This is a genomic window from Enterobacter sp. V87_3 (genome assembly GCF_029967835.1).
In the GTDB taxonomy this organism is placed as follows: Bacteria; Pseudomonadota; Gammaproteobacteria; order Enterobacterales; family Enterobacteriaceae; genus Enterobacter; species Enterobacter cancerogenus.
In genome coordinates this window covers 96,368-122,710 of sequence record NZ_JASCAM010000012.1, presented here as the reverse complement: position 1 = coordinate 122,710, position 26,343 = coordinate 96,368, and the positions used below count along the sequence as shown (strand labels likewise).

At 57.2% G+C, this 26,343-nt stretch carries 26 protein-coding genes; 21 read left to right on the top strand and 5 right to left on the bottom strand.

The window, feature by feature from the left end:
• The first annotated feature begins 1 nt into the window (after position 1).
• The 5 genes from ftsE to livJ all read left to right on the top strand — a co-directional run bounded on the left by ftsE (position 2) and on the right by livJ (position 5,650).
• Positions 2–667, top strand: coding sequence for a cell division ATP-binding protein FtsE (gene ftsE / locus QLG21_RS04735; protein ID WP_006177946.1), 666 nt, complete (start codon positions 2–4; stop codon positions 665–667).
• Positions 660–1,715: a permease-like cell division protein FtsX gene (ftsX, locus tag QLG21_RS04730; RefSeq protein WP_101738431.1), complete on the top strand. Its 1,056-nt coding sequence runs from the start codon at positions 660–662 to the stop codon at positions 1,713–1,715. The genes ftsE and ftsX overlap by 8 nt, the downstream gene beginning before the upstream one ends.
• 255 nt (positions 1,716–1,970) lie before the next feature.
• Positions 1,971–2,828, top strand: coding sequence for an RNA polymerase sigma factor RpoH (rpoH, locus tag QLG21_RS04725; RefSeq protein WP_006177943.1), 858 nt, complete (start codon positions 1,971–1,973; stop codon positions 2,826–2,828).
• A 258-nt stretch (positions 2,829–3,086) separates the two neighbouring features.
• Positions 3,087–4,352, top strand: coding sequence for a 4-aminobutyrate--2-oxoglutarate transaminase (locus QLG21_RS04720; protein ID WP_282483967.1), 1,266 nt, complete (start codon positions 3,087–3,089; stop codon positions 4,350–4,352).
• A 197-nt stretch (positions 4,353–4,549) separates the two neighbouring features.
• On the top strand, positions 4,550–5,650 hold the full coding sequence (gene livJ / locus QLG21_RS04715) for a branched chain amino acid ABC transporter substrate-binding protein LivJ (RefSeq protein WP_081047609.1): 1,101 nt from the start codon (positions 4,550–4,552) through the stop codon (positions 5,648–5,650).
• 153 nt (positions 5,651–5,803) lie between these two features.
• On the opposite strand, the gene panM is transcribed toward livJ, so the two are convergent.
• Positions 5,804–6,187, bottom strand: coding sequence for an aspartate 1-decarboxylase autocleavage activator PanM (panM, locus tag QLG21_RS04710; RefSeq protein ID WP_058609763.1), 384 nt, complete (start codon positions 6,185–6,187; stop codon positions 5,804–5,806).
• 423 nt (positions 6,188–6,610) lie between these two features.
• On the opposite strand from panM, the gene livK reads away from it, so the two are divergent.
• From livK to ugpQ, 10 genes are all read left to right on the top strand, one after another.
• Positions 6,611–7,720, top strand: a complete 1,110-nt coding sequence (livK, locus tag QLG21_RS04705; protein WP_282483966.1) for a high-affinity branched-chain amino acid ABC transporter substrate-binding protein LivK — start codon at positions 6,611–6,613, stop codon at positions 7,718–7,720.
• Positions 7,721–7,767: 47 nt separating this feature from the next.
• Positions 7,768–8,694 (top strand): high-affinity branched-chain amino acid ABC transporter permease LivH, encoded by a 927-nt coding sequence (gene livH / locus QLG21_RS04700; protein ID WP_006177935.1) that lies wholly within the window; start codon positions 7,768–7,770, stop codon positions 8,692–8,694.
• Positions 8,691–9,968, top strand: coding sequence for a high-affinity branched-chain amino acid ABC transporter permease LivM (locus tag QLG21_RS04695; RefSeq protein WP_006177934.1), 1,278 nt, complete (start codon positions 8,691–8,693; stop codon positions 9,966–9,968). The genes livH and QLG21_RS04695 overlap by 4 nt, the downstream gene beginning before the upstream one ends.
• Positions 9,965–10,732: a high-affinity branched-chain amino acid ABC transporter ATP-binding protein LivG gene (livG, locus tag QLG21_RS04690; protein WP_006177933.1), complete on the top strand. Its 768-nt coding sequence runs from the start codon at positions 9,965–9,967 to the stop codon at positions 10,730–10,732. Before QLG21_RS04695 ends, livG begins: the two co-directional genes overlap by 4 nt.
• 1 nt (position 10,733) lies before the next feature.
• Positions 10,734–11,447: a high-affinity branched-chain amino acid ABC transporter ATP-binding protein LivF gene (gene livF, locus QLG21_RS04685; RefSeq protein ID WP_137903862.1), complete on the top strand. Its 714-nt coding sequence runs from the start codon at positions 10,734–10,736 to the stop codon at positions 11,445–11,447.
• A 258-nt stretch (positions 11,448–11,705) separates the two neighbouring features.
• On the top strand, positions 11,706–13,022 hold the full coding sequence (gene ugpB, locus QLG21_RS04680; RefSeq protein ID WP_042321653.1) for a sn-glycerol-3-phosphate ABC transporter substrate-binding protein UgpB: 1,317 nt from the start codon (positions 11,706–11,708) through the stop codon (positions 13,020–13,022).
• Between the two features lie 107 nt (positions 13,023–13,129).
• Positions 13,130–14,017, top strand: coding sequence for a sn-glycerol-3-phosphate ABC transporter permease UgpA (gene ugpA, locus QLG21_RS04675; protein WP_282483965.1), 888 nt, complete (start codon positions 13,130–13,132; stop codon positions 14,015–14,017).
• Entirely contained in the window at positions 14,014–14,859 is an 846-nt protein-coding gene (gene ugpE / locus QLG21_RS04670; RefSeq protein ID WP_282483964.1) for a sn-glycerol-3-phosphate ABC transporter permease UgpE, read from the top strand. The genes ugpA and ugpE overlap by 4 nt, the downstream gene beginning before the upstream one ends.
• A 1-nt stretch (position 14,860) precedes the next feature.
• Positions 14,861–15,931, top strand: coding sequence for a sn-glycerol-3-phosphate import ATP-binding protein UgpC (locus QLG21_RS04665; RefSeq protein ID WP_006177927.1), 1,071 nt, complete (start codon positions 14,861–14,863; stop codon positions 15,929–15,931).
• Positions 15,928–16,677, top strand: coding sequence for a glycerophosphodiester phosphodiesterase (gene ugpQ / locus QLG21_RS04660; protein WP_282483963.1), 750 nt, complete (start codon positions 15,928–15,930; stop codon positions 16,675–16,677). Before QLG21_RS04665 ends, ugpQ begins: the two co-directional genes overlap by 4 nt.
• On the opposite strand, the gene QLG21_RS04655 is transcribed toward ugpQ, so the two are convergent.
• A complete protein-coding gene (locus QLG21_RS04655; RefSeq protein ID WP_058609769.1) occupies positions 16,658–17,038 on the bottom strand; it encodes a DUF2756 family protein in 381 nt (126 codons plus the stop codon). The two genes, ugpQ and QLG21_RS04655, sit on opposite strands and share 20 nt — an antisense overlap.
• A gap of 123 nt (positions 17,039–17,161) precedes the next feature.
• Between QLG21_RS04655 and ggt the strand changes: the two genes are divergently transcribed.
• The gene (gene ggt / locus QLG21_RS04650) at positions 17,162–18,907 is read left to right on the top strand and encodes a gamma-glutamyltransferase (protein ID WP_282483962.1); all 1,746 of its coding nucleotides are present in this window, start codon (positions 17,162–17,164) and stop codon (positions 18,905–18,907) included.
• Positions 18,908–18,994: 87 nt separating this feature from the next.
• Here ggt and yhhY read toward each other — a convergent pair whose 3' ends face one another.
• On the bottom strand, positions 18,995–19,483 hold the full coding sequence (gene yhhY / locus QLG21_RS04645) for an N-acetyltransferase (RefSeq protein WP_006177923.1): 489 nt from the start codon (positions 19,481–19,483) through the stop codon (positions 18,995–18,997).
• 310 nt (positions 19,484–19,793) lie between these two features.
• Between yhhY and QLG21_RS04640 the strand changes: the two genes are divergently transcribed.
• From QLG21_RS04640 to gntU, 5 genes are all read left to right on the top strand, one after another.
• Complete coding sequence (locus QLG21_RS04640; protein ID WP_282483961.1) at positions 19,794–20,831, top strand: oxidoreductase; 1,038 nt, start codon at positions 19,794–19,796, stop codon at positions 20,829–20,831.
• Positions 20,832–20,954: 123 nt separating this feature from the next.
• On the top strand, positions 20,955–21,650 hold the full coding sequence (locus QLG21_RS04635) for a pirin family protein (protein ID WP_006177921.1): 696 nt from the start codon (positions 20,955–20,957) through the stop codon (positions 21,648–21,650).
• Positions 21,651–21,741: 91 nt separating this feature from the next.
• Positions 21,742–22,737: a gluconate operon transcriptional repressor GntR gene (gene gntR, locus QLG21_RS04630; protein ID WP_006177920.1), complete on the top strand. Its 996-nt coding sequence runs from the start codon at positions 21,742–21,744 to the stop codon at positions 22,735–22,737.
• A 126-nt stretch (positions 22,738–22,863) separates the two neighbouring features.
• A complete protein-coding gene (gene gntK, locus QLG21_RS04625; protein WP_042321647.1) occupies positions 22,864–23,391 on the top strand; it encodes a gluconokinase in 528 nt (175 codons plus the stop codon).
• 3 nt (positions 23,392–23,394) lie between these two features.
• Complete coding sequence (gntU, locus tag QLG21_RS04620) at positions 23,395–24,735, top strand: gluconate transporter (protein ID WP_282483960.1); 1,341 nt, start codon at positions 23,395–23,397, stop codon at positions 24,733–24,735.
• 43 nt (positions 24,736–24,778) lie between these two features.
• Here gntU and QLG21_RS04615 read toward each other — a convergent pair whose 3' ends face one another.
• Both QLG21_RS04615 and yhgN read right to left on the bottom strand, forming a co-directional pair.
• The gene (locus QLG21_RS04615) at positions 24,779–25,483 is read right to left on the bottom strand and encodes a TIGR00266 family protein (protein WP_282483959.1); all 705 of its coding nucleotides are present in this window, start codon (positions 25,481–25,483) and stop codon (positions 24,779–24,781) included.
• A gap of 138 nt (positions 25,484–25,621) precedes the next feature.
• Entirely contained in the window at positions 25,622–26,215 is a 594-nt protein-coding gene (yhgN, locus tag QLG21_RS04610; protein ID WP_101738424.1) for an NAAT family transporter YhgN, read from the bottom strand.
• Positions 26,216–26,343 lie beyond the last annotated feature (128 nt).

Genomic DNA, 26,343 nt, shown 5'->3' with positions numbered 1-26,343 from the left:
AATGATTCGCTTTGAACACGTCAGCAAGGCCTATCTCGGTGGGAGACAAGCGCTGCAGGGGGTGACATTTCACCTGCAGCCGGGCGAGATGGCATTCCTGACCGGCCATTCCGGCGCGGGGAAAAGTACCCTGCTCAAGCTTATCTGTGGGATCGAACGGCCCAGCGCCGGGAAAATCTTCTTCAGCGGCCACGACATCAGCCGCCTGAAAAACCGTGAGGTGCCGTTCCTGCGGCGTCAGATCGGCATGATTTTTCAGGATCACCACCTGCTGATGGATCGCACCGTGTTTGACAACGTCGCTATCCCGCTGATTATTGCCGGTGCCAGCTATGACGATATCCGCCGCCGCGTCTCTGCGGCGCTGGATAAGGTCGGGCTGCTGGACAAAGCGAAGAACTTCCCGATCCAGCTTTCCGGCGGTGAACAGCAGCGCGTGGGCATTGCCCGTGCGGTGGTGAATAAACCGGCGGTGCTGCTGGCGGATGAACCGACCGGGAACCTGGACGATGCCCTGTCCGAAGGGATTTTACGTCTGTTCGAAGAGTTTAACCGCGTGGGGGTAACGGTACTGATGGCGACGCACGATATCGGGCTGATCTCCCGCCGTTCGTACCGCATGTTGACCCTGAGCGACGGGCATTTGCACGGAGGCCACGGTGAATAAGCGTGATGCAATGAACCAGATTCGGCAGTTCGGGAACCGGTTTGACCGCTTCCGCAAGCCGCAGGGCGGTGGGGACGGTAATCGTCATGCGCCAAAGCGTGCAAAAGCCGCGCCGAAGCCGAACTCCCGCAAGACCAACGTCTTTAACGAGCAGGTGCGTTACGCTTTCCACGGCGCAGTGCAGGACCTGAAAAGCAAACCGCTGGCGACGTTCCTGACGGTGATGGTGATTGCCATCTCCCTGACGCTGCCGAGCGTCTGCTACATGGTCTATAAAAACGTTAATCAGGCGGCGTCACAGTATTATCCGTCGCCGCAGATCACCGTCTATCTGGATAAAGCGCTCGACGATAACGCGGCGGCGCAGGTAGTTGGGCAGATCCAGGCCGAACCGGGCGTGGAGAAGGTCAACTATCTGTCGCGCGACGAGGCGCTGGGCGAGTTCCGTAACTGGTCCGGGTTTGGCGGCGCGCTGGATATGCTGGAAGAGAACCCGCTGCCCGCCGTGGCAGTGGTGATCCCGAAGCTCGATTTCCAGGGCACCGATTCGCTCAACACGTTGCGCGACCGCATCACCCGTATTAACGGCATTGATGAAGTGCGCATGGACGACAGCTGGTTTGCGCGTCTGGCCGCGCTGACCGGGCTTGTGGGGCGCGTCTCGGCGATGATCGGCGTACTGATGGTGGCGGCGGTATTCCTCGTCATTGGTAACAGCGTGCGTCTGAGCATCTTCGCCCGCCGCGACACCATCAACGTGCAGAAACTGATTGGTGCGACGGATGGGTTCATCCTGCGTCCGTTCCTTTACGGCGGCGCGTTGCTCGGTTTTTCCGGCGCATTTCTTTCACTGATATTGTCAGAAATTTTGGTGATGCGGCTCTCGTCCGCCGTTACTGACGTGGCGCAGGTTTTCGGCACCAGGTTTGATATCAGTGGCTTAGGGTTCGACGAGTGTCTGTTATTGCTGCTGGTCTGCTCAATGATCGGCTGGATTGCCGCATGGCTGGCAACGGTGCAACATTTACGTCACTTTACTCCCGACTAATAAAAGCGTGATATAATCTTTCCCTGCACTGAGATGTTCGCTCTGCAGGGAAAGCGTCCCTGTTTGCGCTTCCCCGCTTTATCATCTCCATGTCACATTTTGTGCGTAATTTATTCACTGTTGCACTGGGAACTTGTGGATAAAATCACTGTCTGATAAAAGAGTGAATGCTATTCTCGTTGCTCAAATGCTTTGGCATGGTTGTTGCCTGATGGGGATAACCTGAGCCAGAAGAAATTGAATTGAGAGGAATGAATGACCAAAGAAATGCAAACTTTAGCTTTAGCCCCTGTTGGTAACCTGGAGTCTTACATCCGGGCTGCGAACACCTGGCCGATGTTGACGGCTGAGGAAGAAAAGGAGCTTGCTGAAAAGCTGCATTACCAGGGCGATCTGGAAGCAGCTAAGACGCTGATCCTGTCTCACCTGCGCTTTGTTGTTCACGTTGCTCGTAATTATGCGGGCTACGGCCTGCCGCAGGCGGATCTGATTCAGGAAGGTAACATCGGCCTGATGAAGGCTGTACGTCGCTTTAACCCGGAAGTGGGTGTGCGACTGGTCTCCTTCGCCGTGCACTGGATCAAAGCTGAAATTCACGAATACGTTCTGCGTAACTGGCGTATTGTGAAAGTCGCCACGACGAAAGCGCAACGCAAACTGTTCTTCAACCTGCGTAAAACCAAGCAGCGTCTGGGCTGGTTCAATCAGGATGAAGTGGAAATGGTGGCGCGCGAACTGGGCGTATCCAGCAAAGACGTGCGTGAGATGGAATCCCGTATGGCCGCGCAGGACATGACGTTTGACATGTCTTCCGACGATGACGCCTCTGACAGCCAGCCGATGGCACCGGTTCTGTATCTGCAGGATAAGACCTCTAACTTTGCTGACGGCATCGAAGAGGACAACTGGGAAGATCAGGCCGCGAACAAGCTGAGCTTTGCGATGGAAGGTCTCGACGAGCGTAGCCAGGACATTATCCGCGCCCGCTGGCTGGACGAAGACAACAAGTCCACGCTGCAGGAACTGGCCGACCGCTACGGCGTGTCCGCTGAACGTGTACGTCAGCTTGAAAAGAACGCCATGAAAAAACTTCGCGCCGCTATCGAAGCGTAATTTCTGCGAAGTCCCCGTTTAGCCGAAATAGTTCAGGCTGCAGGAAGGCGGCAAATGAGTGAATCCCGATGAGCTTACATGAGTAAGTGATTCGGGTGAACGAGAGCAGCCAACGTACCTGCGGCTTGAAATATGAAGGATAAAAGCCCCTGGATGAGAATCCGGGGGTTTTGTTTTTTTAACGCCCGATCTGGCGAAATTTTACCCCCTGGCAAACACTTACTGATGCGCTACACATGCGATCTTCGGGGGGATAAGGTGAACAATAAAGAACTGAATGACCGGCGCTTGCAGGCCACGCCGCGCGGCATTGGGGTGATGTGTAACTTCTATGCCGATAAAGCCGAAAACGCCACGGTGTGGGACGTCGAAGGCAATGAGTACATTGATTTTGCCGCCGGGATCGCGGTGCTGAATACCGGCCATCGCCATCCTGCCGTTATCGCCGCTATCGAAAAACAACTCCACGCCTTTACCCATACAGCCTACCAGATTGTGCCGTACGAAGGCTATGTCGCTCTGGCTGAACGCATCAACGCCCGCGTGCCGATTGACGGCCCGGCCAAAACCGCTTTCTTCTCTACCGGAGCGGAAGCGGTGGAGAACGCCGTCAAAATCGCGCGCGCCTGGACCCGTCGCCCCGGCCTGATTACCTTTGGCGGTGCTTTTCATGGCCGCACCTTTATGACCATGGCGCTGACCGGCAAAGTCGCCCCCTACAAACTCGGCTTCGGCCCGTTCCCCGGCTCGGTCTATCACGCGCAGTTTCCCGATCACCTGCGCGGCGTGAGTTCCCAGGAGGCGATCAAAAGCGTTGAACGCCTCTTTAAAGCGGATATCGCCCCTGACCAGGTGGCCGCCATTATCCTTGAACCTGTGCAGGGGGAGGGCGGATTTAACGTTGCCCCCGCCGATTTTATGCAGGCTCTGCGCACCCTGTGCGACACCCACGGCATTCTGCTGATTGCCGATGAGGTGCAAACCGGCTTTGCGCGTACCGGCAAACTGTTCTCAATGGAAAACCACTGCGTGAAGCCGGACCTGATCACCATGGCGAAAAGCCTGGCGGGCGGCATGCCGCTCTCGGCGGTCTCTGGCCGCGCAGAGGTGATGGACGCACCCGCGCCAGGCGGCCTGGGCGGCACCTATGCGGGTAACCCGCTGGCGATTGCGGCGGCGCATGCGGTGCTGGACGTGATTGACGAAGAAGATCTCTGCACGCGGGCGGCGCACCTGGGACATCATCTGGTTGAAGTGCTGAATAAAGCGAAAGACGGGTGTTCGTACATCGCCGATATCCGCGCGCAAGGATCGATGGTGGCGGTGGAATTTATCGATCCGCAGACCGGGCAGCCGTCGCCGGAATTCACCCGCGAGGTACAGGATCGCGCCCTGCAGGAGGGGCTGCTGCTCCTGAACTGCGGCGTGTACGGCAACGTGATTCGTTTCCTCTATCCGCTGACCATCCCGGAAGCGCAGTTCCGTAAAGCGCTGGATATTATTTCCGCCTCGCTGACACGATAAAGCCAAAAGCCCGGCGCAACAGGCTGCCGGGCTTAGCACAGTGACATGTCAAATTAGCTATTCCAAAATCATAAAAATGCGGTATGTTTTAGCAGAGTATGCTGAAAAAGCGCGGTCAGTACGCCTATAAACGAAATAAAGCGCTACACAACAACATCACAATAATCGTAATAACCATAATAATGGGGATTCTCAGGATGAACATGAAGGGTAAAGCATTACTGGCAGGATGTATGGCGTTGGCATTCAGCGCCATGGCGCAGGCCGATATTAAAGTCGCGGTAGTCGGCGCGATGTCCGGCCCGGTAGCCCAGTACGGCGACCAGGAATTTACGGGCGCAGAGCAGGCGGTTGCAGACATTAATGCTAAGGGCGGTATCAAGGGCGAAAAACTGCAGATCGTAAAATATGATGACGCCTGTGACCCGAAACAAGCGGTTGCGGTGGCGAACAAAGTGGTAAACGACGGCATCAAATATGTTATCGGCCACCTGTGTTCTTCTTCTACTCAGCCAGCGTCTGATATCTATGAAGACGAAGGCATTCTGATGATTACCCCGGCGGCGACGGCACCAGAGCTGACCGCGCGCGGCTATAAGCTGATCCTGCGCACCACCGGCCTGGATTCCGATCAGGGTCCAACGGCGGCAAAATATATCGTTGATAAAGTGAAGCCAAAGCGCATCGCGATTGTGCATGACAAACAGCAGTACGGTGAAGGTCTTGCGCGTTCCGTGCAGGATAACCTGAAGAAAGCCAAGGCTGACGTGGTGTTCTTCGACGGAATTACCGCCGGTGAAAAAGATTTCTCCACGCTGGTGGCGCGCCTGAAGAAAGAGAATATCGACTTTGTGTACTACGGTGGCTACCACCCGGAAATGGGCCAGATCCTGCGCCAGGCGCGCGCGGCGGGTCTGAAAACCCAGTTTATGGGGCCGGAAGGCGTGGCGAACGTGTCACTGTCTAACATTGCCGGTGAATCTGCCGAAGGCTTGCTGGTCACCAAACCGAAGAACTACGACCAGGTGCCTGCCAACAAACCGATTGTGGATGCGATCAAGGCGAAGAAACAGGACCCAAGCGGTGCGTTCGTCTGGACCACCTACGCGGCGCTGCAGTCTCTGCAGGCGGGCCTGAACCAGTCAGCCGATCCGGCGGAGATTGCCACCTGGCTGAAAGCCAACTCCGTGGAAACCGTGATGGGACCGCTGTCCTGGGATGAGAAGGGCGACCTGAAAGGCTTTGAGTTCGGCGTGTTTGACTGGCATGCCAACGGTACGGCGACCGACGCTAAATAATACGGGTGCGGATTGATGCCCTCACCCTAACCCTCTCCCACAGGGAGAGGGGATAGTTCGGTGTTTTTCCTCCCCTTTGGGAGAGGGGATAGTTCGGTGTTCTCCCTCTCCCCGTGGGAGAGGGCCGGGGTGAGGGCACCAGCCCGCACAAATTTAACGCTTCTCCCACCCGTTCGTCTGCGCCGTAAACCCTAACGCCTGCATAAATGCCGCCATTACGCCGCGGTCTTCCACGCCCACGTCGGCCATCCACCATGCGTCTACGCTCGGGTTATCGCGCATCACCTCTTCAATCAAATACTGCCCTACGCCGCGACGGCGGGTGACGTCACGCACGCGTAAAGAGTCCAGCGCGCCCTGGGTGCCGCTCAGCGTTACGCGTACGGCGGCCAGCAGACGCTCGTTAAAACGCGCGGCGTATATACGGTGATTCTCATCAACGTCCAGCGAAGAAGGGGAGTATTCCGGCCAGATTTTGCCCAGGTCGATATGATCCTGGTCGCTAAAGGTCACCAGACGAACGATAGTCAGTTTCATTAGCTGCTTGTCCACATCAAAAAAAGTAAGGGCAGTGTACTCAATTTATCCGCCCCGAGGCTTTCTCTTTTTCCCCCATTAACCAGGTGATTAGTTTTTTGGCTGCGCAATGTCCAGTCTGAAAACGCATGGATCGAAAAATAAGCAGGATTTTAACCTGAAAGGTAGTGATTTATTCGGCGCTTTGTACCGTTATTTTATGCTGCAAACCGCGCTTTTATTTGTTTATCTCTGCCTGATTTCAGAATATTATCTTTGCTTAATCGCCTGAAAAATAGAGATTTTAGTCTGGTTTTTGCTAAAAAACTGCGCTAAGCCATTAAAGGCACTGGTAAAAATAGCGTTGTTCATTAAAAGTACAGAATGCTTTTTAACCATAATAAAACAAAATATAAACATCACGTCACGAATGGGGATTCACAGATGAAAAGGAACGCGAAAGCATTAATCGCGGGAATGGTTGCACTGGCAATGTCGCAAAGCGCGATGGCGGAAGATATTAAAGTCGCCGTGGTCGGCGCGATGTCCGGTCCGGTTGCCCAGTGGGGCGATATGGAGTTCAACGGCGCGCGCCAGGCCATTAAAGACATCAACGCCAGTGGCGGCATCAAGGGCGACAAGCTGGTCGGCGTAGAGTATGACGACGCCTGCGATCCCAAACAGGCCGTAGCGGTCGCCAACAAAATTGTGAACGACGGTATTCAGTACGTGATTGGTCACCTGTGCTCATCGTCCACCCAGCCGGCGTCCGACATCTATGAAGATGAAGGCATTTTGATGATTACCCCTGGCGCGACTAACCCGGAGCTGACCCAGCGCGGTTACGCGCACATCATGCGTACTGCGGGTCTGGACTCCTCTCAGGGGCCGACCGCGGCAAAATACATCCTCGACACGGTCAAGCCGCAGCGTATTGCCATCATCCATGACAAGCAGCAGTACGGCGAAGGCCTGGCGCGTTCCGTGCAGGACGGCCTGAAAAAAGGCGGCGCGAATATCGTCTTCTTCGACGGTATCACCGCCGGTGAGAAAGATTTCTCGGCGCTGATTGCCCGTCTGCAGAAAGAAAATATCGATTTCGTCTATTACGGCGGCTACTACTCGGAAATGGGCCAGATGCTGCGCCAGGCGCGTGCGACCGGCCTGAAAACCCAGTTCATGGGCCCGGAAGGCGTGGGCAATGCCTCGCTGTCTAACATCGCGGGTGACGCGGCGGAAGGCATGCTGGTGACGATGCCAAAACGCTATGACCAGGACCCGGCTAACAAGGCTATCGTCGACGCGCTCAAGGCGCAGAAGAAAGATCCGAGCGGTCCATACGTGTGGATCACCTATGCCGCCGTGCAGTCGCTGGCAACGGCAATGGATCGCACCGGCAGCAAAGAGCCGTTGGATCTGGTTAAAGATTTAAAAGCACACGGGGCAAACACCGTGATTGGGCCGCTGAACTGGGATGAGAAAGGCGATCTGAAGGGATTTGAATTTGGTGTCTTCAAGTGGCACGCCGACGGATCTTCCACGGCAGCCAAATAATAATCCCACCGCCCGCGCAATGCGGGCGGGTTGAGAAAGGTTACGTTATGTCTGAGCAGTTTCTCTATTTCTTACAGCAGATGTTTAACGGCGTCACGCTGGGCAGCACCTACGCCCTGATCGCCATCGGCTACACCATGGTTTACGGCATTATCGGCATGATCAACTTCGCCCATGGCGAGGTCTACATGATCGGCAGCTATGTCTCCTTCATGATTATCGCCGCCCTGATGATGATGGGTATCGACAGCAGCTGGCTGCTGGTCGCCGCCGGGTTTGTCGGTGCGATTGTTATCGCCAGCGCCTACGGCTGGAGCATTGAGCGTGTAGCCTATCGGCCCGTGCGTAGCTCCAAGCGCCTGATTGCGCTGATCTCGGCAATTGGTATGTCTATCTTCCTGCAAAACTACGTCAGCCTGACCGAAGGCTCGCGCGACGTGGCGCTGCCAAGCCTGTTTAACGGCCAGTGGATTGTAGGGGCGAGCGAGAACTTCTCGGCGTCAATCACCACCATGCAGCTGGTTATCTGGGTCGTCACCTTCCTGGCGATGCTTGCTCTGACCGTGTTCATCCGCTACTCCCGCATGGGACGCGCCTGCCGCGCCTGCGCGGAAGACCTCAAGATGGCGAGCCTGCTCGGCATCAACACCGACCGCGTGATCGCCCTGACCTTCGTGATCGGCGCGGCGATGGCGGCGGTGGCAGGTGTCCTGCTCGGCCAGTTCTACGGCGTGATTAACCCCTACATCGGCTTTATGGCCGGGATGAAAGCCTTCACCGCAGCGGTACTGGGCGGCATCGGCAGTATCCCGGGCGCGATGATCGGCGGCCTGATCCTGGGCGTAGCCGAAGCGCTCTCCTCGGCGTACCTGAGTACAGAATATAAAGACGTGGTGTCGTTTGCCCTGCTGATTCTGGTTCTGCTGGTCATGCCTACCGGTATTCTGGGCCGTCCGGAGGTAGAGAAAGTATGAAACCGATGCATTTCGCGATGGCGCTGCTCTCTGCCGCCATGTTCTTCGTGCTGGCGGGCGTGTTTATGGGCGTCCAGCTGGAGCTGGATGGCACTAAGCTTGTGGTCGACACCGCGCCAGATATCCGCTGGCAGTGGGTGTTTATCGGCACCGCCGTGGTATTTCTGTTCCAGCTGCTGCGTCCGCTGTTCCAGAAGACGCTGAAAAACGTCTCGGGGCCAAAATTCGTGCTGCCGGCGATTGATGGCTCCACCGTGAAACAGAAGCTGTTCCTCGTGGCGCTGCTGGTGGCCGCCGTGGCGTGGCCGTTCGTGGTATCGCGCGGGACGGTGGATATCGCCACCCTGACCATGATCTACGTGATTTTAGGCCTCGGCCTGAACGTGGTGGTGGGTCTGTCCGGCCTGCTGGTGCTCGGCTACGGCGGCTTCTACGCCATCGGTGCTTACACCTTTGCGCTGCTGAACCACTATTACGGCCTCGGCTTCTGGACCTGTCTGCCGCTGGCAGGGCTGGTTTCTGCCGCTGCGGGCTTCCTGCTGGGCTTCCCGGTCCTGCGCCTGCGCGGCGACTATCTGGCGATTGTGACCTTAGGCTTCGGTGAAATCGTCCGTATCCTGCTGCTCAACAACACCGAAGTGACCGGCGGCCCGAACGGCATTAGCCAGATCCCGAAACCGACCTTCTTCGGCCTGGAGTTCAGCCGCACCGCCCGTGAAGGCGGCTGGGACACCTTCAGCAACTTCTTTGGCATTAAGTACGATCCGTCCGACCGTGTGATTTGGCTCTATCTGGTGGCGCTGCTGCTGGTCGTCATCACCCTGTTTGTGATTAACCGTCTGCTGCGCATGCCGCTGGGCCGTGCGTGGGAAGCGCTGCGCGAAGATGAGATCGCCTGCCGCTCGCTGGGCCTGAACCCGACCCGCATCAAGCTGACCGCGTTCACCATCAGCGCCGCGTTTGCGGGCTTTGCCGGAACGCTGTTTGCCGCGCGCCAGGGCTTCGTCAGCCCGGAATCCTTCACCTTTGCCGAATCTGCCTTCGTACTGGCGATTGTGGTGCTTGGCGGGATGGGCTCGCAGTTCGCCGTTATCCTCGCGGCCATCCTGCTGGTGGTTTCCCGCGAGCTGATGCGCGACTTTAACGAATACAGCATGTTGATGCTGGGTGGTTTGATGGTGTTAATGATGATCTGGCGTCCGCAGGGCCTGCTGCCGATGACCCGTCCGCAGTTAAAGCTTAAAGAGGCGGAAGTGAAAGGAGAGCAGCCATGAGTCAGCCATTATTATCGGTTAACGGCCTGATGATGCGTTTTGGCGGCCTGCTGGCGGTCAACAACGTATCACTGGACCTGCACAAGAAAGAGATTGTCTCCCTGATTGGCCCAAACGGTGCGGGGAAAACCACGGTCTTTAACTGCCTGACGGGCTTCTACAAGCCGACGGGCGGCACCATCATGCTGCGCGACCAGCACCTTGAAGGCCTGCCGGGCCAGCAGATTGCCCGCATGGGCGTGGTGCGTACCTTCCAGCACGTGCGCCTGTTCCGCGAAATGACGGTGATTGAGAACCTGCTGGTGGCGCAACATCAGCAGCTTAAAACCGGCATCTTCTCCGGCCTGCTGAAAACCCCGGCCTTCCGCCGCGCGCAGGAAGAAGCGCTGGACCGCGCCGCCACCTGGCTCGACCGCATCGGCCTGCTGCAGCACGCCAACCGTCAGGCCAGCAACCTGGCCTACGGCGACCAGCGTCGTCTGGAGATTGTGCGCTGCATGGTGACGCAGCCGGAAATCCTGATGCTCGACGAACCGGCGGCGGGCCTCAACCCGAAAGAGACCAAAGAGCTGGACGAGCTGATCGCCGAGCTGCGCGATCGTCACGACACCACCATCCTGCTTATCGAACACGATATGAAGCTGGTGATGGGCATTTCTGACCGTATCTACGTGGTAAACCAGGGCACGCCGCTGGCAAACGGGACGCCGGAAGAGATCCGCAACAACCCGGACGTGATCCGTGCATACCTGGGTGAGGCATAAGATGGAAAAAGCGATGTTAACGTTCGATAAGGTCAACGCGCACTACGGCAAGATCCAGGCGCTGCACGACGTCAGCCTGCACATTAATCAGGGCGAAATCGTCACCCTGATTGGGGCCAACGGCGCGGGTAAAACCACGCTGCTCGGCACCCTGTGCGGCGACCCGCGCGCCAGCAGCGGGCGGATTGTGTTTGACGGCAAAGACATTACCGACTGGCAGACCGCCAAAATCATGCGCGAAGCGGTGGCGATTGTCCCGGAAGGGCGTCGCGTCTTCTCGCGCATGACGGTGGAAGAGAACCTGGCGATGGGCGGTTTCTTCGCCCACCGCGACCAGTTTCAGTCCCGCATCAAATGGGTATACGAACTCTTCCCGCGCCTGTGGGAGCGCCGCGTGCAGCGTGCAGGCACCATGTCCGGCGGTGAACAGCAGATGCTGGCGATTGGTCGCGCGCTGATGAGCCAGCCGCGTTTGCTGTTGCTTGACGAACCTTCGCTCGGCCTTGCGCCGATCATTATCCAGCAGATTTTCGACACCATCGAGCAGCTGCGCAAAGAGGGAATGACCATCTTCCTCGTCGAGCAGAACGCCAACCAGGCGCTGAAGCTCGCCGACCGTGGCTACGTGCTGGAGAACGGTCGCGTAGTGCTGTCCGATACCGGCGACGCGCTGCTGGCGAACGAAGCGGTGCGGAGTGCGTATTTAGGCGGTTAATCGCATTTTCCCCTCACCCTAACCCTCTCCCCCAAGGGAGAGGGAACCGATCGGTTTTCTCCCTCTCCCCGTGGGAGAGGGCCGGGGTGAGGGCATCAAACCGCACCGATCCCCTTCACACAACCATCATCCCGCTGACGCGTTGTTGTCATCTTTCTGTAAACAAAAAGTTATTTTTCTGTCATTCGAGCATGTCATGTTACCTCGCGAGCATAAAACGCGTGATATCGCGCATCCGGCACAATAAGAGAGATGACAATGACATCGTTACGACACACAGCTTTGGGTCTGGCAATTGGACTGGCTTTTGCGACGAACGCAATGGCCGTCACCACCATTCCGTTCTGGCATTCCATGGAAGGGGAGCTGGGTAAAGAGGTTGACTCCCTGGCGCAGCGTTTCAACGACACCCATCCGGATTACAAAATTGTGCCGGTGTACAAAGGCAACTACGAGCAGAGCCTGAGCGCGGGCATTGCGGCATTCCGCACCGGTAACGCACCGGCGCTGCTGCAGGTGTATGAAGTGGGCACCGCCACCATGATGGCCTCCAAAGCGATTAAGCCGGTCTACGAAGTGTTCAAAGACGCAGGCATTAACTTTGACGAATCCCGCTTTGTGCCGACGGTTTCTGGTTACTACACCGACTCCAAAACCGGCCACCTGCTGTCGCAGCCGTTTAACAGCTCCACCCCGGTGCTGTACTACAACAAAGATGCCTTCAGGAAAGCCGGTTTAGACCCGGAGCAGCCGCCAAAAACCTGGCAGGATCTCGCCGAGTACACCGCGAAACTGAAAGCCGCAGGGATGAAGTGCGGCTACGCCAGCGGCTGGCAGGGCTGGATCCAGATTGAAAACTTCAGCGCCTGGCACGGCCTGCCAGTCGCCACCAAAAACAACGGCTTCGACGGCACCGACGCGGTGCTGGAGTTCAACAAGCCGGAGCAGGTGAAACACATCGCGCTGCTTGCCGATCTGAACAAGAAGGGCGATTTCAGCTACTTTGGCCGTAAAGATGAATCCACCGAGAAGTTCTACAACGGCGACTGCGCTATTACCACCGCCTCCTCCGGCTCGCTGGCGGACATCCGTCACTACGCCAAATTCAACTACGGCGTGGGCATGATGCCTTACGACGCCGACGTGAAGGGCGCGCCGCAGAACGCCATCATCGGCGGGGCGAGCCTGTGGGTGATGCAGGGCAAAGACAACGGCACCTACAAGGGCGTCGCCGAGTTCCTCGACTTCCTGGCGAAGCCGGAAAACGCCGCCGAATGGCACCAGAAGACCGGCTACCTGCCGATCACCAAAGCCGCCTATGACCTGACCCGCGAGCAGGGCTTCTACAGCAAGAACCCGGGCGCGGATATCGCGACGCGCCAGATGCTGAACAAGCCGCCGTTGCCGTTCACCAAAGGCCTGCGTCTGGGCAACATGCCGCAGATCCGTACCATCGTGGATGAAGAGCTGGAAAGCGTGTGGACCGGGAAGAAAACCCCACAGCAGGCGCTGGACTCCGCGGTTGAGCGCGGTAATCAGCTGCTGCGCCGCTTTGAGCAGTCGACGAAGTCTTAATCCTTTTACCCTCACCCTAACCCTCTCCCAAAGGGAGAGGGAACTCATACTCCCTCTCCCTTTGGGAGAGGGCCGGGGTGAGGGGCCACCTAACGCTGAGCTAACCTATGTCCTCATCCCGTCCGGTGTTCCGCTCCCGCTGGCTGCCCTATCTGCTGGTCGCGCCGCAGCTGATCATCACCGTTATCTTCTTTATCTGGCCTGCGGGCGAAGCGCTGTGGTACTCGGTGCAAAGCGTCGACCCGTTCGGGCTGTCCAGCCAGTTTGTCGGGCTGGACAACTTTATCGCGCTGCTTCACGACAGCTATTACCTCGACTCTTTCTGGACGACGATGAAGTTCAGCGCGCTGGTCACGGTCAGCGGGCTGGTCGCCTCGCTGTTTTTCGCCGCGCTGGTGGATTACGTAGTGCGCGGCAGTCGCCTGTATCAAACCTTGATGCTGCTCCCCTACGCCGTCGCGCCTGCCGTGGCTGCCGTGCTGTGGATCTTCCTGTTTAATCCCGGGCGCGGGCTGATTACCCACTTCCTGGCGGAGTTCGGTTATGACTGGAACCACGCGCAGAACAGCGGTCAGGCGATGTTCCTGGTGGTCTTCGCCTCGGTGTGGAAGCAGATCAGCTACAACTTCCTGTTCTTCTTCGCCGCGCTACAGTCCATTCCGCGCTCGCTGGTGGAGGCTGCGGCAATCGACGGCGCTGGCCCGGTTCGCCGCTTCTTTACGCTTTCGCTGCCGCTGATCGCCCCGGTGAGTTTCTTCCTGCTGGTGGTCAACCTGGTCTACGCCTTCTTCGACACCTTCCCGGTAATCGACGCCGCCACAGCAGGCGGCCCGGTGCAGGCCACCACCACGCTTATCTACAAAATCTACCGTGAGGGCTTTGCCGGTCTGGACCTTTCGGCCTCTGCCGCCCAGTCGGTGGTGCTGATGTTCCTCGTTATCCTCCTCACGGTGGTGCAGTTCCGCTATGTCGAAAGTAAGGTGCGCTACCAATGATTGAGAACCGTCGCGGGCTGACGATTTTCAGCCATACCATGCTGATTTTAGGGATCATCGTCATCCTGTTCCCGCTGTACGTGGCCTTTGTCGCCGCCACGCTGGACACCAAAGCGGTGTTCGACACGCCGATGACGCTGATCCCAGGCGGGCATCTTTTCGAGAACATGAAAACCATCTGGAACCAGGGCGTGGGTGCCAATAGCGCGCCGTTCTGGCTGATGATGCTCAACAGCTTCATCATGGCGTTTGGCATTACGGTGGGCAAAATCACCGTGTCGATGCTCTCGGCCTTCGCCATCGTCTGGTTCCGTTTTCCGCTGCGTAACCTGTTCTTCTGGATGATCTTCATCACCCTGATGCTGCCGGTGGAGGTGCGTATCTTCCCGACGGTGGAAGTGATCGCCAACCTCAAAATGCTGGACAGCTACGCGGGCTTAACCCTGCCGCTGATGGCCTCGGCGACCGCCACTTTCCTGTTCCGCCAGTTCTTTATGACCCTGCCGGACGAGCTGATTGAAGCGGCGCGAATCGACGGCGCCTCGCCGATGCGCTTTTTCCGCGACATCGTGCTGCCGCTGTCCAAAACTAACCTCGCGGCGCTGTTCGTGATCACCTTTATCTACGGCTGGAACCAGTACCTGTGGCCGCTGCTGATTATCCAGGACGTCAGCCTCGGCACCGCCGTCGCAGGTATCAAAGGCATGATCGCCACCGGCGAAGGCACCACCCTCTGGAACCAGGTGATGGCGGCGATGCTGCTCACCTTAATCCCCCCGGTCGTAATCGTTTTAGCCATGCAGCGCGCGTTTGTGCGTGGCTTAGTAGACAGTGAGAAATAAGATGGCAGGACTTAAACTTCAGGCAGTTTCCAAAAGCTGGGATAACAAAACCCAGGTCATTCAACCGCTGACTCTCGACGTGGCGGACGGGGAGTTTATCGTGATGGTCGGCCCCTCCGGCTGCGGTAAATCAACGCTGCTGCGCATGGTGGCGGGGCTTGAGCGCGTGACCTCCGGCGATATCTGGATCGACCGCCAGCGCGTGACCGAGAAGGAGCCGAAGGACAGAGGCATCGCGATGGTGTTTCAGAACTACGCGCTCTATCCGCACATGAGCGTGGAAGAGAATATGGCCTGGGGGCTGAAAATTCGCGGCATGGGCAAAGGCCACATCGCGGAGCGCGTGAGAGAGGCGGCGCGCATTCTGGAGCTGGACGGCCTGCTGAAACGCCGCCCGCGCGAGCTGTCCGGCGGCCAGCGTCAGCGCGTGGCGATGGGGCGCGCCATCGTGCGCGATCCGGCGGTGTTCCTGTTTGATGAACCGCTCTCCAACCTCGACGCTAAGCTGCGCGTGCAGATGCGCCTGGAGCTGCAGCAGCTCCATCGCCGCCTGAAAACCACCTCTTTGTACGTGACCCACGATCAGGTCGAGGCGATGACCCTCGCCCAGCGCGTGATGGTGATGAACAAAGGCGTTGCCGAGCAAATTGGCACCCCGGTGGAGGTCTATGAAAAGCCCGCCACCCGCTTTGTGGCGAGCTTTATCGGCAGCCCGGCGATGAACCTGCTGGACGGGCGCATCAGCAGTGCGGGAACCCACTTCGAGCTGGACAGCGGGATGGCATTGCCAGTCAACTGGTACTATCGTGGCTACGCCGGGCGTAAAATGACGCTCGGTATCCGCCCGGAGCACATTGGGTTAAGCTCTCAGGCGGAGGGTGGCGTGCCGCTGGTCATGGACACGCTGGAGATGCTGGGCGCCGACAACCTGGCGCACGGACGCTGGGGCGAGCAAAAGCTGGTGGTGCGTCTTGCACATCAGGAACGCCCGAAAGCAGGCAGCACGCTGTGGCTGCATCTGCCGGAAAATCACCTGCACATATTTGACGGTGAAACAGGACAACGTATATGAGTAACTGGCCTTATCCCCACATCGTCGCCCACCGTGGCGGCGGCAAACTGGCACCCGAAAACACCCTGGCGGCCATCGACACCGGTGCGCGTTTCGGCCATACGATGATCGAGTTTGACGCCAAACTGTCGAAAGACGGCGAAATCTTCCTGCTGCACGACGACAACCTCGAGCGCACCAGCAACGGCTGGGGCGTGGCGGGCGATCTGCCGTGGCAAGACCTGCTGAAGGTGGACGCCGGAAGTTGGTTCAGCAGCGACTTCAGGGGGGAACCGCTACCGCGCCTGGCGGACGTGGCGGACCGCTGCCGGACGCACAGGATGATGGCTAACATCGAAATCAAACCGACTACCGGCACCGGGCCGCTAACAGGCAAAGCGATCGCGCTGGCCGCGCGTGAGCTATGGGAAGGGATGACCGCGCCGCTGCTGTCGTCATTTGATATCGACGCGCTTGAGGCTGCCCAGGCCGCCGTGCCGGAACTGCCGCGCGGCCTGCTGCTGGATAAGTGGCGTAACGACTGGCGCGCGCTCACCACCCGTCTCGGCTGCGTGTCAATTCATCTCAACCACAGGCTGCTGAATGAGGCGCGGGTCAGAGAGCTGAAACAGGCCGGTCTGCATATCCTGGTCTACACCGTCAACACGCCCCAGCGTGCAGCCGAACTGCTGCGCTGGGGCGTGGACAGCATCTGCACCGATGCGATCGACCGGATAGGCCCGAACTTTAGTTCTGCGGATTGTTAAGCATACTGCCGTTCGACTGCGGCGTTAGCATGTGCTGCTGGCCGCTGTTCAGGGTATTTCCCCCGCCCAACATGCCGCCGCTGTTGTTTTGCAGCGGCTGCTCGCGCACCTGGCCCTGCTGAATTCGCTGAGTATTGGTATTCATCTGGTTTTGCAGATTTTGCTGCTGCATCTGGGTCTGGGTACGCAGCTGCTGATTGAGCATCCCTTTTTGCTGCTGCTGTTGGCTCATCATTTCCGTCTGCATACGCTGCTGGCTCGGAATAACGTAGCCCTGCTGGTTCGGGTTGTTCAGGGTATTCAGTGGCTGTGCGAGCGCGGCGAATGGCAGTAGCGCTGTCAGAATCAGTAAGCGTTTCATGGTTGTCTCCTCCTTTTGAGGCTTCTCTTAAGTTTACTCTGATTCCGCCAGAACGATGATTTTTTAAGAGTTGTGAACCAGGCTTAAGCGGGGAATATGGACCCCTTCACCTGGAGAACAATAATGATGAAACCAACGTTTTTGCGCTGGGTAGCGATCGCTGCGCTGATGGCTGGCGGCACGTTTAGCGTGGCGGCCAACCCACCGGCGGCTCCGCCCGTCTCCTATGGCGTCGAGGAAGATGTTTTTCATCCCGTGCGGGCAACCCACGGCATGGTGGCTTCCGTGGATGCGCTGGCGACGCAGGTGGGCGTCGATATTCTCAAGCAGGGCGGTAACGCGGTGGATGCGGCGGTTGCGGTGGGCTACGCGCTGGCGGTGACGCATCCGCAGGCGGGCAACCTGGGCGGCGGCGGGTTTATGATGCTGCGCACGAAAGACGGCAAAACCACCGCTATCGACTTCCGTGAAATGGCCCCGAATCAGGCCTCCCGGGATATGTTCCTCGACGAGCAGGGTAACCCGGACGGTAAAAAGTCCCTGACCTCGCACCTGGCAACCGGCACGCCCGGCACCGTGGCGGGCTTCTCGCTGGCGCTGGAAAAATACGGCACGCTGCCGCTGAACAAAGTCGTGCAGCCTGCGATTGCGCTGGCGCGTGACGGCTTTGAGGTAAACGATGCCCTGGCCGACGATCTCAAAACCTACGGCAGCGAAGTGATCCCCCATCATGAAAACAGCAAAGCCATCTTCTGGAAGGACGGCGAGCCGCTGAAGAAGGGCGACAAACTGGTGCAGACGAACCTCGCAAAAAGCCTGGAGCTGATTGCGGAAAACGGCCCGGATGCCTTCTACAAAGGGGCGATTGCCGACCAGATAGCCGATGAGATGCAAAAGAACGGTGGGCTTATCACCAAAGCGGACCTGGCGGAGTATAAAGCGGTTGAACGCGAGCCGATTAGCGGCACCTATCGCGGCTATGAGATCTTCTCCATGCCGCCGCCGTCCTCCGGCGGTATTCACATCGTGCAGATCCTCAACATTCTTGAAAACTTCGATATGCACAAGTTCGGCTTCGGCAGCGCAGACGCCATGCAGGTGATGGCCGAGGCGGAAAAACGCGCCTACGCCGACCGCTCGGAATACCTCGGCGATCCGGACTTCGTGAAGGTGCCGTGGCAGGCGCTGACCAACAAAGCTTATGCCAAATCCATTGCCGATGAGATCGACATTAACAAGGCTAAACCGTCGAGCGAAATCCGCCCCGGCAAGCTGGCCCCGTATGAAAGCAATCAGACTACCCACTTCTCGGTGGTGGATAAAGACGGTAACGCCGTGGCGGTGACCTACACGCTTAACACCACGTTCGGCACCGGCATTGTGGCGGGGAACAGCGGCATATTGCTGAACAACGAAATGGATGACTTCTCTGCCAAACCGGGCGTGCCGAACGTCTACGGGCTGGTGGGCGGCGATGCCAACGCCGTCGGGCCGAAGAAGCGTCCGCTGTCGTCTATGTCACCGACCATCGTGGTGAAAGACGGCAAAACCTGGCTGGTGACTGGTAGCCCGGGCGGGAGCCGTATTATCACCACCGTGCTGCAGATGGTGGTCAACAGCATCGATTTTGGGATGAACGTCGCCGAAGCAACCAATGCGCCGCGTTTCCATCATCAGTGGCTGCCGGACGAGCTGCGCGTTGAGAAGGGCTTTAGCCCGGACACTCTCAAACTGCTGGAACAACGCGGGCAGAAGGTGGCGGTAAAAGAGGCGATGGGCAGTACGCAAAGCATTATGGTCGGGCCGGACGGCGTGCTGTTCGGCGCATCGGACCCGCGGTCGGTGGATGATTTGACGGCGGGGTATTGATTGTGTTGCCCGGTGGCGCTGCGCTTACCGGGCCTACAACGGCACGAACGTAGGCCGGGTAAGGCGAAGCCGCCACTCGGCAACAAACTACTTCATCCGCGCCATATAATACGCATCCACATACTCGCCGTTGCGCAGGGCGTAGCGCTTGCCGGTACCTTCAATCTCGAACCCGTACTTTTTGTACACGGCTATCGCCGGTTCGTTATCCACAAACACCGTTAGTTCGATGCGGTCAACGCGAAGCCAGTTGTCACACATGTCGATCATGGTGCGCATCAGCGCGCTGGCTACGCCGCGGTTGTGCCACTTTGCGCCCACACAAATACCAAAATCGGCGACGTGGCTTCGGCGAGGGCGCTGGGCGACATCAATGGTGAGATGCCCAACCACGATATCATCAATGCAGGCAACCAGCTGCTTAATACCCTGCTGGTCGCCTAGCCGCATCTGCCACATTTCGAGCGAAGGATGAGGAACCTGTAGGGTATTGTGGTACACCTCCGGCTGGGCGTGAATCTGACGAATCGCGTCGATATCTTTCTGTTCAGCGTGGCGTATCACTATCTCACTCATTCCTTGTTCCTCAGGGGGGTTAAAAGTCCCTTCCAACATCAATGACTTTAAAATTTGAGTCAATCGCTATTTTTTGCAAAAAGTGTTGGACAAGTGCGAATGAGAATGATTATTATTGCTCTGCATTCAGGAAGACCGCTACGGGAACCTGAAAGCACGACATTGCTCACATTGCTTCCAGTATTACTTTAGCCAGCGTCTCGCTGGCTTTTTTTTTGTCTTTTTCCCCCTCTCCCCGTGGGAGAGGGCTGGGGTGAGGGCAAAACTTGCGCTATGGTTGCACTCAATAACCTTCCAAAAGGACTGAGCCATGACACTACATTGCGCATTTATTGGATTTGGAAAAAGCACCACTCGCTATCACCTTCCGTATGTTCTCAATCGTAAAGACACCTGGCACGTGGCGCACATCTATCGCCGCAGCGCGAAGCCGGAAGAGCAGTCGCCTCAGTATTCCCACATTCATTTCACCAGCGATCTTGATGAGGTGTTAACGGATCCGCAGGTCCAACTGGTGATCGTCTGTACCCATGCCGACAGCCATTTCGACTACGCGAAACGCGCGCTGGAGGCGGGCAAAAACGTGCTGGTGGAAAAACCCTTTACCCCGACGATTGCGGAAGCAAAAGAACTGTTCGCGCTGGCGAAAAGCAAAGGGCTAACCGTCACGCCGTATCAAAACCGCCGCTTTGACAGCTGCTTCCTCACCGCCAAAAAAGCGATTGAAAGCGGCAAGCTCGGCGAGATTGTCGAAATCGAAAGTCACTTTGACTACTACCGCCCGGTTGCGGAAACCAAACCTGGCCTGCCGCAGGATGGCTCTTTCTATGGCCTGGGCGTGCATACCATGGACCAGGTAATCTCCCTGTTTGGTCGCCCGGATCACGTGGCTTATGACATCCGCAGCCTGCGCAATAAGGCCAACCCGGACGACACCTTTGAAGCGCAGCTGTTCTTTGGCGATCTCAAGGCCATCGTCAAAACCAGCCATCTGGTGAAAATCGACTACCCGAAATTTATCGTCCATGGCACTAAAGGCTCGTTTATCAAATACGGTATTGACCAGCAGGAGACCAGCCTGAAGGCCAACATCATGCCGGGTGAGCCGGGCTTTGCGGCGGATGATTCCGTAGGCGTGCTCGAGTACGTCAACGACGACGGCGTGACGGTTCGGGAAGAGTGGGCCCCGGAATCAGGCGACTATGGCCGCGTCTACGATGCGCTGTATGACACTCTCACAAACGGCGCGCCGAATTACGTTAAGGAATCTGACGTACTCACGAACCTGGAGATCCTGGAACGCGCCTTTGAGCAGGCATCACCTGCCACGGTAACCCTCGCGAAATAAGCTGAAAAGCCTCCTCTGAACTCGTTCAAATATTTTGTACAGAGGAGTCAATTTTCACCCTCTATGATCCCAGACCGTTTGCGTCCACACTTACTCCATCGAAACGAACTGAGGGTGAAAACAATGATCTACTTACGCAAAGCAAACGAACGTGGTCACGCGAATCATGGCTGGCTGGACTCATGGCATTCATTCTCGTTTGCCGACTATTACGATCCGAATTTCATGGGCTTCTCGGCACTGCGCGTGATCAACGACGACGTGATTGACGCAGGCCAGGGCTTCGGTACCCACCCGCATAAAGACATGGAAATCCTGACCTATGTGCTCGAAGGTGCCGTAGCGCACAAAGACAGCATGGGTAACGAAGAGCAGGTTCCGGCCGGTGAGTTCCAGATAATGAGTGCGGGTACCGGTGTGCGTCACTCGGAATACAACCCGAGCAAAACGGAAAAACTGCACCTGTATCAAATCTGGATCATTCCAGAAGAAACCGGCATCACGCCGCGTTACGAGCAGCGCCGCTTCGACGCTAAACAGGGCAAACAGCTGGTGCTCTCTCCGGATGCGCGTGAAGGTTCCCTGAAGGTGCACCAGGATATGGAACTGTACCGCTGGGCGCTGGCGAAAGATGAGCAGTCCGTCCATCAGATTGCCGCTAACCGCCGCGTGTGGATCCAGGTGGTGAAAGGTGACGTCACCATTAACGGCACCAAAGCGACAACGGCGGATGGCCTGGCCATCTGGGACGAGCAGGCGATCTCCGTTCACGCCGATGGCGAAAGCGAAATTCTGCTTTTCGACCTGCCGCCAGTATAAATAATTTCTCAACCTTCCCTTTAATCGGGGAAGGTTGAGCTTTGTCCGTGATAAACTGAGAAAATCTCTCACTTCAAGATTTCTCAGGACGATGAAAAAGAAACGCCCCGTACTTCAGGATGTCGCCGATCGCGTCGGTGTGACCAAAATGACGGTCAGCCGTTTTCTACGTAACCCGGAACAGGTTTCCGTGGCGTTGCGTGGCAAGATTGCCGCTGCCCTTGATGAACTGGGTTATATCCCCAACCGCGCACCCGATATTCTCTCCAATGCTACCAGCCGTGCGGTGGGTGTCCTGCTTCCTTCCCTGACCAACCAGGTCTTTGCCGAAGTGCTGCGCGGTATCGAAAGCGTAACCGATGCGTTCGGTTATCAGACCATGCTCGCCCACTATGGGTACAAGCCTGAACTGGAAGAAGAACGTCTTGAATCGATGCTTTCCTGGAACATCGACGGCCTGATTTTAACGGAACGTACTCACACCCCGCGGACCCTCAAAATGATTGAAGTGGCCGGTATTCCGGTGGTGGAGCTGATGGACAGCCAGTCGCCGTGTCTCGACATTGCCGTCGGCTTTGATAACTTCGAAGCGGCTCGCCAGATGACCGCCGCCATCATTGCGCGCGGACATCGCCACGTGGCGTACCTGGGGGCGCGTCTGGATGAACGTACTATCATCAAACAGAAGGGATACGAGCAGGCGATGCTCGACGCCGGTTTAACCCCGTACAGCGTGATGGTGGAGCAGTCGTCCTCCTACACCTCGGGCATTGAGCTGATGCGTCAGGCGCGACGTGAGTATCCGCAACTGGACGGTATATTCTGCACCAACGATGACCTTGCGGTTGGGGCGGCGTTCGAGTGTCAGCGTCTGGGCCTTTCCATCCCGCGTGATATGGCGATTGCCGGTTTCCACGGCCACGATATCGGGCAGGTGATGGAGCCGCGTCTGGCCAGCGTCCTGACGCCGCGTGAACGCATGGGCCGCATTGGTGCAGAACGCCTGCTGGCGCGCATTCGTGGCGAGGTGGTTACCCCTAAAATGTTAGATTTAGGTTTCACCTTGTCACCGGGTGGATCTATTTAAGCTGACAAATTTGAAGTAGCTCACACTTATTTACTTCGCGCACGTTTGGATATTGCTTCTCTAAAGTCCCGGCAGGACAATGTTACCGATAACTGTTACCCGTAACAATTGACTGAGGGACACCCTTTGAGCACGACTAATCATGATCACCACGTTTACGTCCTGATGGGCGTTTCCGGTAGCGGTAAATCAGCCGTGGCCAGCGAAGTGGCGCATCAACTCCATGCGGCGTTTCTTGATGGCGACTTCCTCCATCCGCGCAGCAACATCATGAAAATGGCCTCAGGCGAGCCGCTGAACGACGACGATCGCAAGCCGTGGCTGCAGGCGCTGAACGACGCCGCTTTTGCCATGCAGCGCACCAACAAAGTGTCTTTAATTGTCTGCTCCGCCCTGAAAAAAACCTATCGTGACCTGCTGCGTGACGGCAACCCGAACCTTTCGTTTATCTATCTGAAGGGCGATTTCGAGGTGATTGAAAGCCGTCTGAAAGCGCGTAAAGGCCACTTCTTTAAAACCCAGATGCTGGTAACGCAGTTCGAGGCGTTGCAGGAGCCGGGTGCGGACGAGCAGGACGTATTGGTGGTTGATATCGATCAACCGCTTGACGGTGTTGTCGCCAGCACCATCGAGGTTATTACTAAAAGGCAGTAAGTTTTGAGTACATTAACGCTTGTTTTGACAGCCGTAGGCTCGGTATTGCTGCTGCTGTTTTTGGTGATGAAGGCGCGTATGCACGCCTTTGTTGCTTTGATGGTGGTGTCTATTGGTGCTGGTCTCTTTTCCGGTATGCCGCTCGATAAAATCGCCGCGACGATGGAAAAAGGGATGGGCGGCACGCTGGGCTTCCTGGCGATTGTGGTGGCGCTGGGCGCGATGTTCGGCAAGATTTTGCACGAGACGGGCGCGGTCGACCAGATTGCCGTCAAAATGCTGAAATCCTTCGGCCACAGCCGTGCGCACTATGCCATTGGCCTGGCGGGCCTGATTTGCGCGCTGCCGCTGTTCTTTGAGGTAGCCGTTGTGCTGCTGATAAGCGTGGCGTTCTCGATGGCGCGCCACACCGGCACTAACCTCGTGAAGCTGGTCATTCCGCTGTTTGCGGGCGTGGCGGCAGCGGCGGCGTTTCTGCTCCCGGGGCCTGCGCCAATGCTGCTGGCCTCCCAGATGCACGCCGACTTCGGCTGGATGATCCTGATCGGCCTGTGCGCGGCCATCCCGGGGATGATTATCGCCGGGCCGCTGTGGGGTAACTTCATCAGCCGCTACGTTGAGCTGCACATTCCGGATGACATCACCGAGCCGCACCTTGGCGAAGGCAAAATGCCGTCCTTCGGCTTCAGCCTGTCGCTGATCCTGCTTCCGCTGGTGCTGGTTGGCCTGAAAACCATCGCCGCACGTTTCGTGCCGGAAGGGTCTACCGCCTACGAGTGGTTTGAGTTTATCGGTCACCCCTTCACCGCGATCCTGGTGGCGTGTCTGGTGGCAATTTACGGTCTGGCGATGCGTCAGGGCATGCCGAAAGACAGGGTGATGGAGATCTGCGGCGCGGCGCTGCAACCTGCGGGGATTATCCTGCTGGTGATCGGCGCAGGCGGGGTGTTCAAGCAGGTGCTGGTGGATTCCGGCGTCGGCCCGGCACTCGGCGAAGCGCTGACGGGCATGGGCCTGCCGATTGCAGTGACCTGCTTCGTGCTGGCGGCTGCGGTACGTATCATCCAGGGCTCTGCGACCGTGGCGTGCTTAACGGCGGTAGGTCTGGTGATGCCGGTGATTGAACAGCTGAACTACTCTGGCGCGCAGATGGCGGCGCTCTCTATCTGTATCGCGGGCGGGTCTATCGTGGTGTCTCACGTTAACGACGCCGGCTTCTGGCTGTTCGGTAAATTTACCGGCGCGACCGAAGCGCAAACCCTCAAGACCTGGACGCTGATGGAAACCATCCTCGGCACCACGGGCGCGATTGTCGGGATGATTGCGTTTTCGTTGTTGAGTTAACCGTGAGCCCGGTAGCGCTGCTGCCGGGCTTAAGACGGTGCCGTTACTTTTTCGGCAAATAAGGCAGCAGGGTGTTAACAAACTCACCCGTATTTCTGGTCTGAATCAAGAGTCTGCCGCAGCCGGTAAAGACGTTCACAAGACCTTCACCGGTTTTCCAGCCCATCAGTCCCGACGCCGTTTTAATTTCATAAGAGAGGGTGTTTTCCCAGGCGACCACGTGGATGTTGTCGACAACCAGTGTGTCCTGACCGTCCAGCATGAGCTCGACTATTTCCCCAAAACTGTTCACCAGCACGGTTCCCGTCCCCGACGTCTCCATAATAAATAGACCGCCGTTGCTGCCAAAAACCGCACTTCTCAGGGTAAGGGGTTGCATTTTCATGTTACAGGTGACGGTACTGTCGCTGGCGAGGAATACGCCGTCATTCAGCCTCCACGACGTTTTACCCACCTCAAGCGCTTTGATATTACCCACCGACTTTGGCGCTATCGCAATGAGGCCATCCGGGGCCGTCCCTTTCGCGGTAGTGATAAAAAAGCTCTCTCCGCTGGTTAACGACCGGGCGGCGGCCCGGATAATGCCACCCACTGAGGAGCCGGACCCGTTTTGATTCATCCGGCCAGTAATGGAAACTTTGTTGTTGTGAAACACCATTGAGCCGCGTTCAATGTTCACTTCCTCATTTGTCGAGAGGGAGATAAGCACGAGCGGGCAGGACGCTTCGCTTGAAAACTCGTAGTGCATGAGGCCAATCCCTTAAAGAATGTCATCCTGAAAGGGGAATTCTAACTATCCTGCCTCGTGCGAGATCTTAGATTTATTTATGCGCTTGTTAAGAACTGTTTAATATATTTCTCAAAGAGATAGAAAAAGGGGTAGCGATCACCCCTTCATCCACGCCCGGATTCCGTCCAGGAACATCTGTGTTGCCATCATCACCAGAATCAGCCCCATCAGGCGTTCGAGGGCGTTCACCCCTTTCTCACCCAGCAGGCGCAGGAACAGCGACGACTGAAGCAGGATGATGAACGTCCCGCCCCAGGCGATCAGCAGGGCAATCACCAGGTGGCTCATCTGGTTTGGATATTGATGCGACAGCAGCATCAGCGTGGCCAGAATTGTCGGTCCGGCCACCAGCGGGATGGCGAGCGGTACGATAAACGGCTCCTCACCCGCTGGCAGGCCGCTGCTGTTGCCTTCGGCGCTGGGGAAAATCATCTTAATGGCGATCAGGAACAGAATAATCCCGCCGGAAATCGAGACCGTTTCGGCGCGTAAATTCAGGAAGGCGAGGATCTTTTCTCCGGCGAACAGGAAGATAAACATCACCAGCAGCGCGATAAGCAGCTCGCGGATCATGATCGCCCGGCGACGCTTCGGCTCGGTGTGTTTCAGCACCGACATGAAGATGGGCAGGTTGCCGAGTGGATCCATAATTAAGATTAATAAAACCGCGGCGGAAATGATTTCGCTCATGGTGCGTTATCCCTGAATGTTTATATGGTTATTCTCATGATTAGCTGCTTTTCTGATTGCAGGGCTATCATCGATTAATTTCGCTTGCGACTTTGGCAGCATTTTGTAATGTGAAGCATATCCCAGTT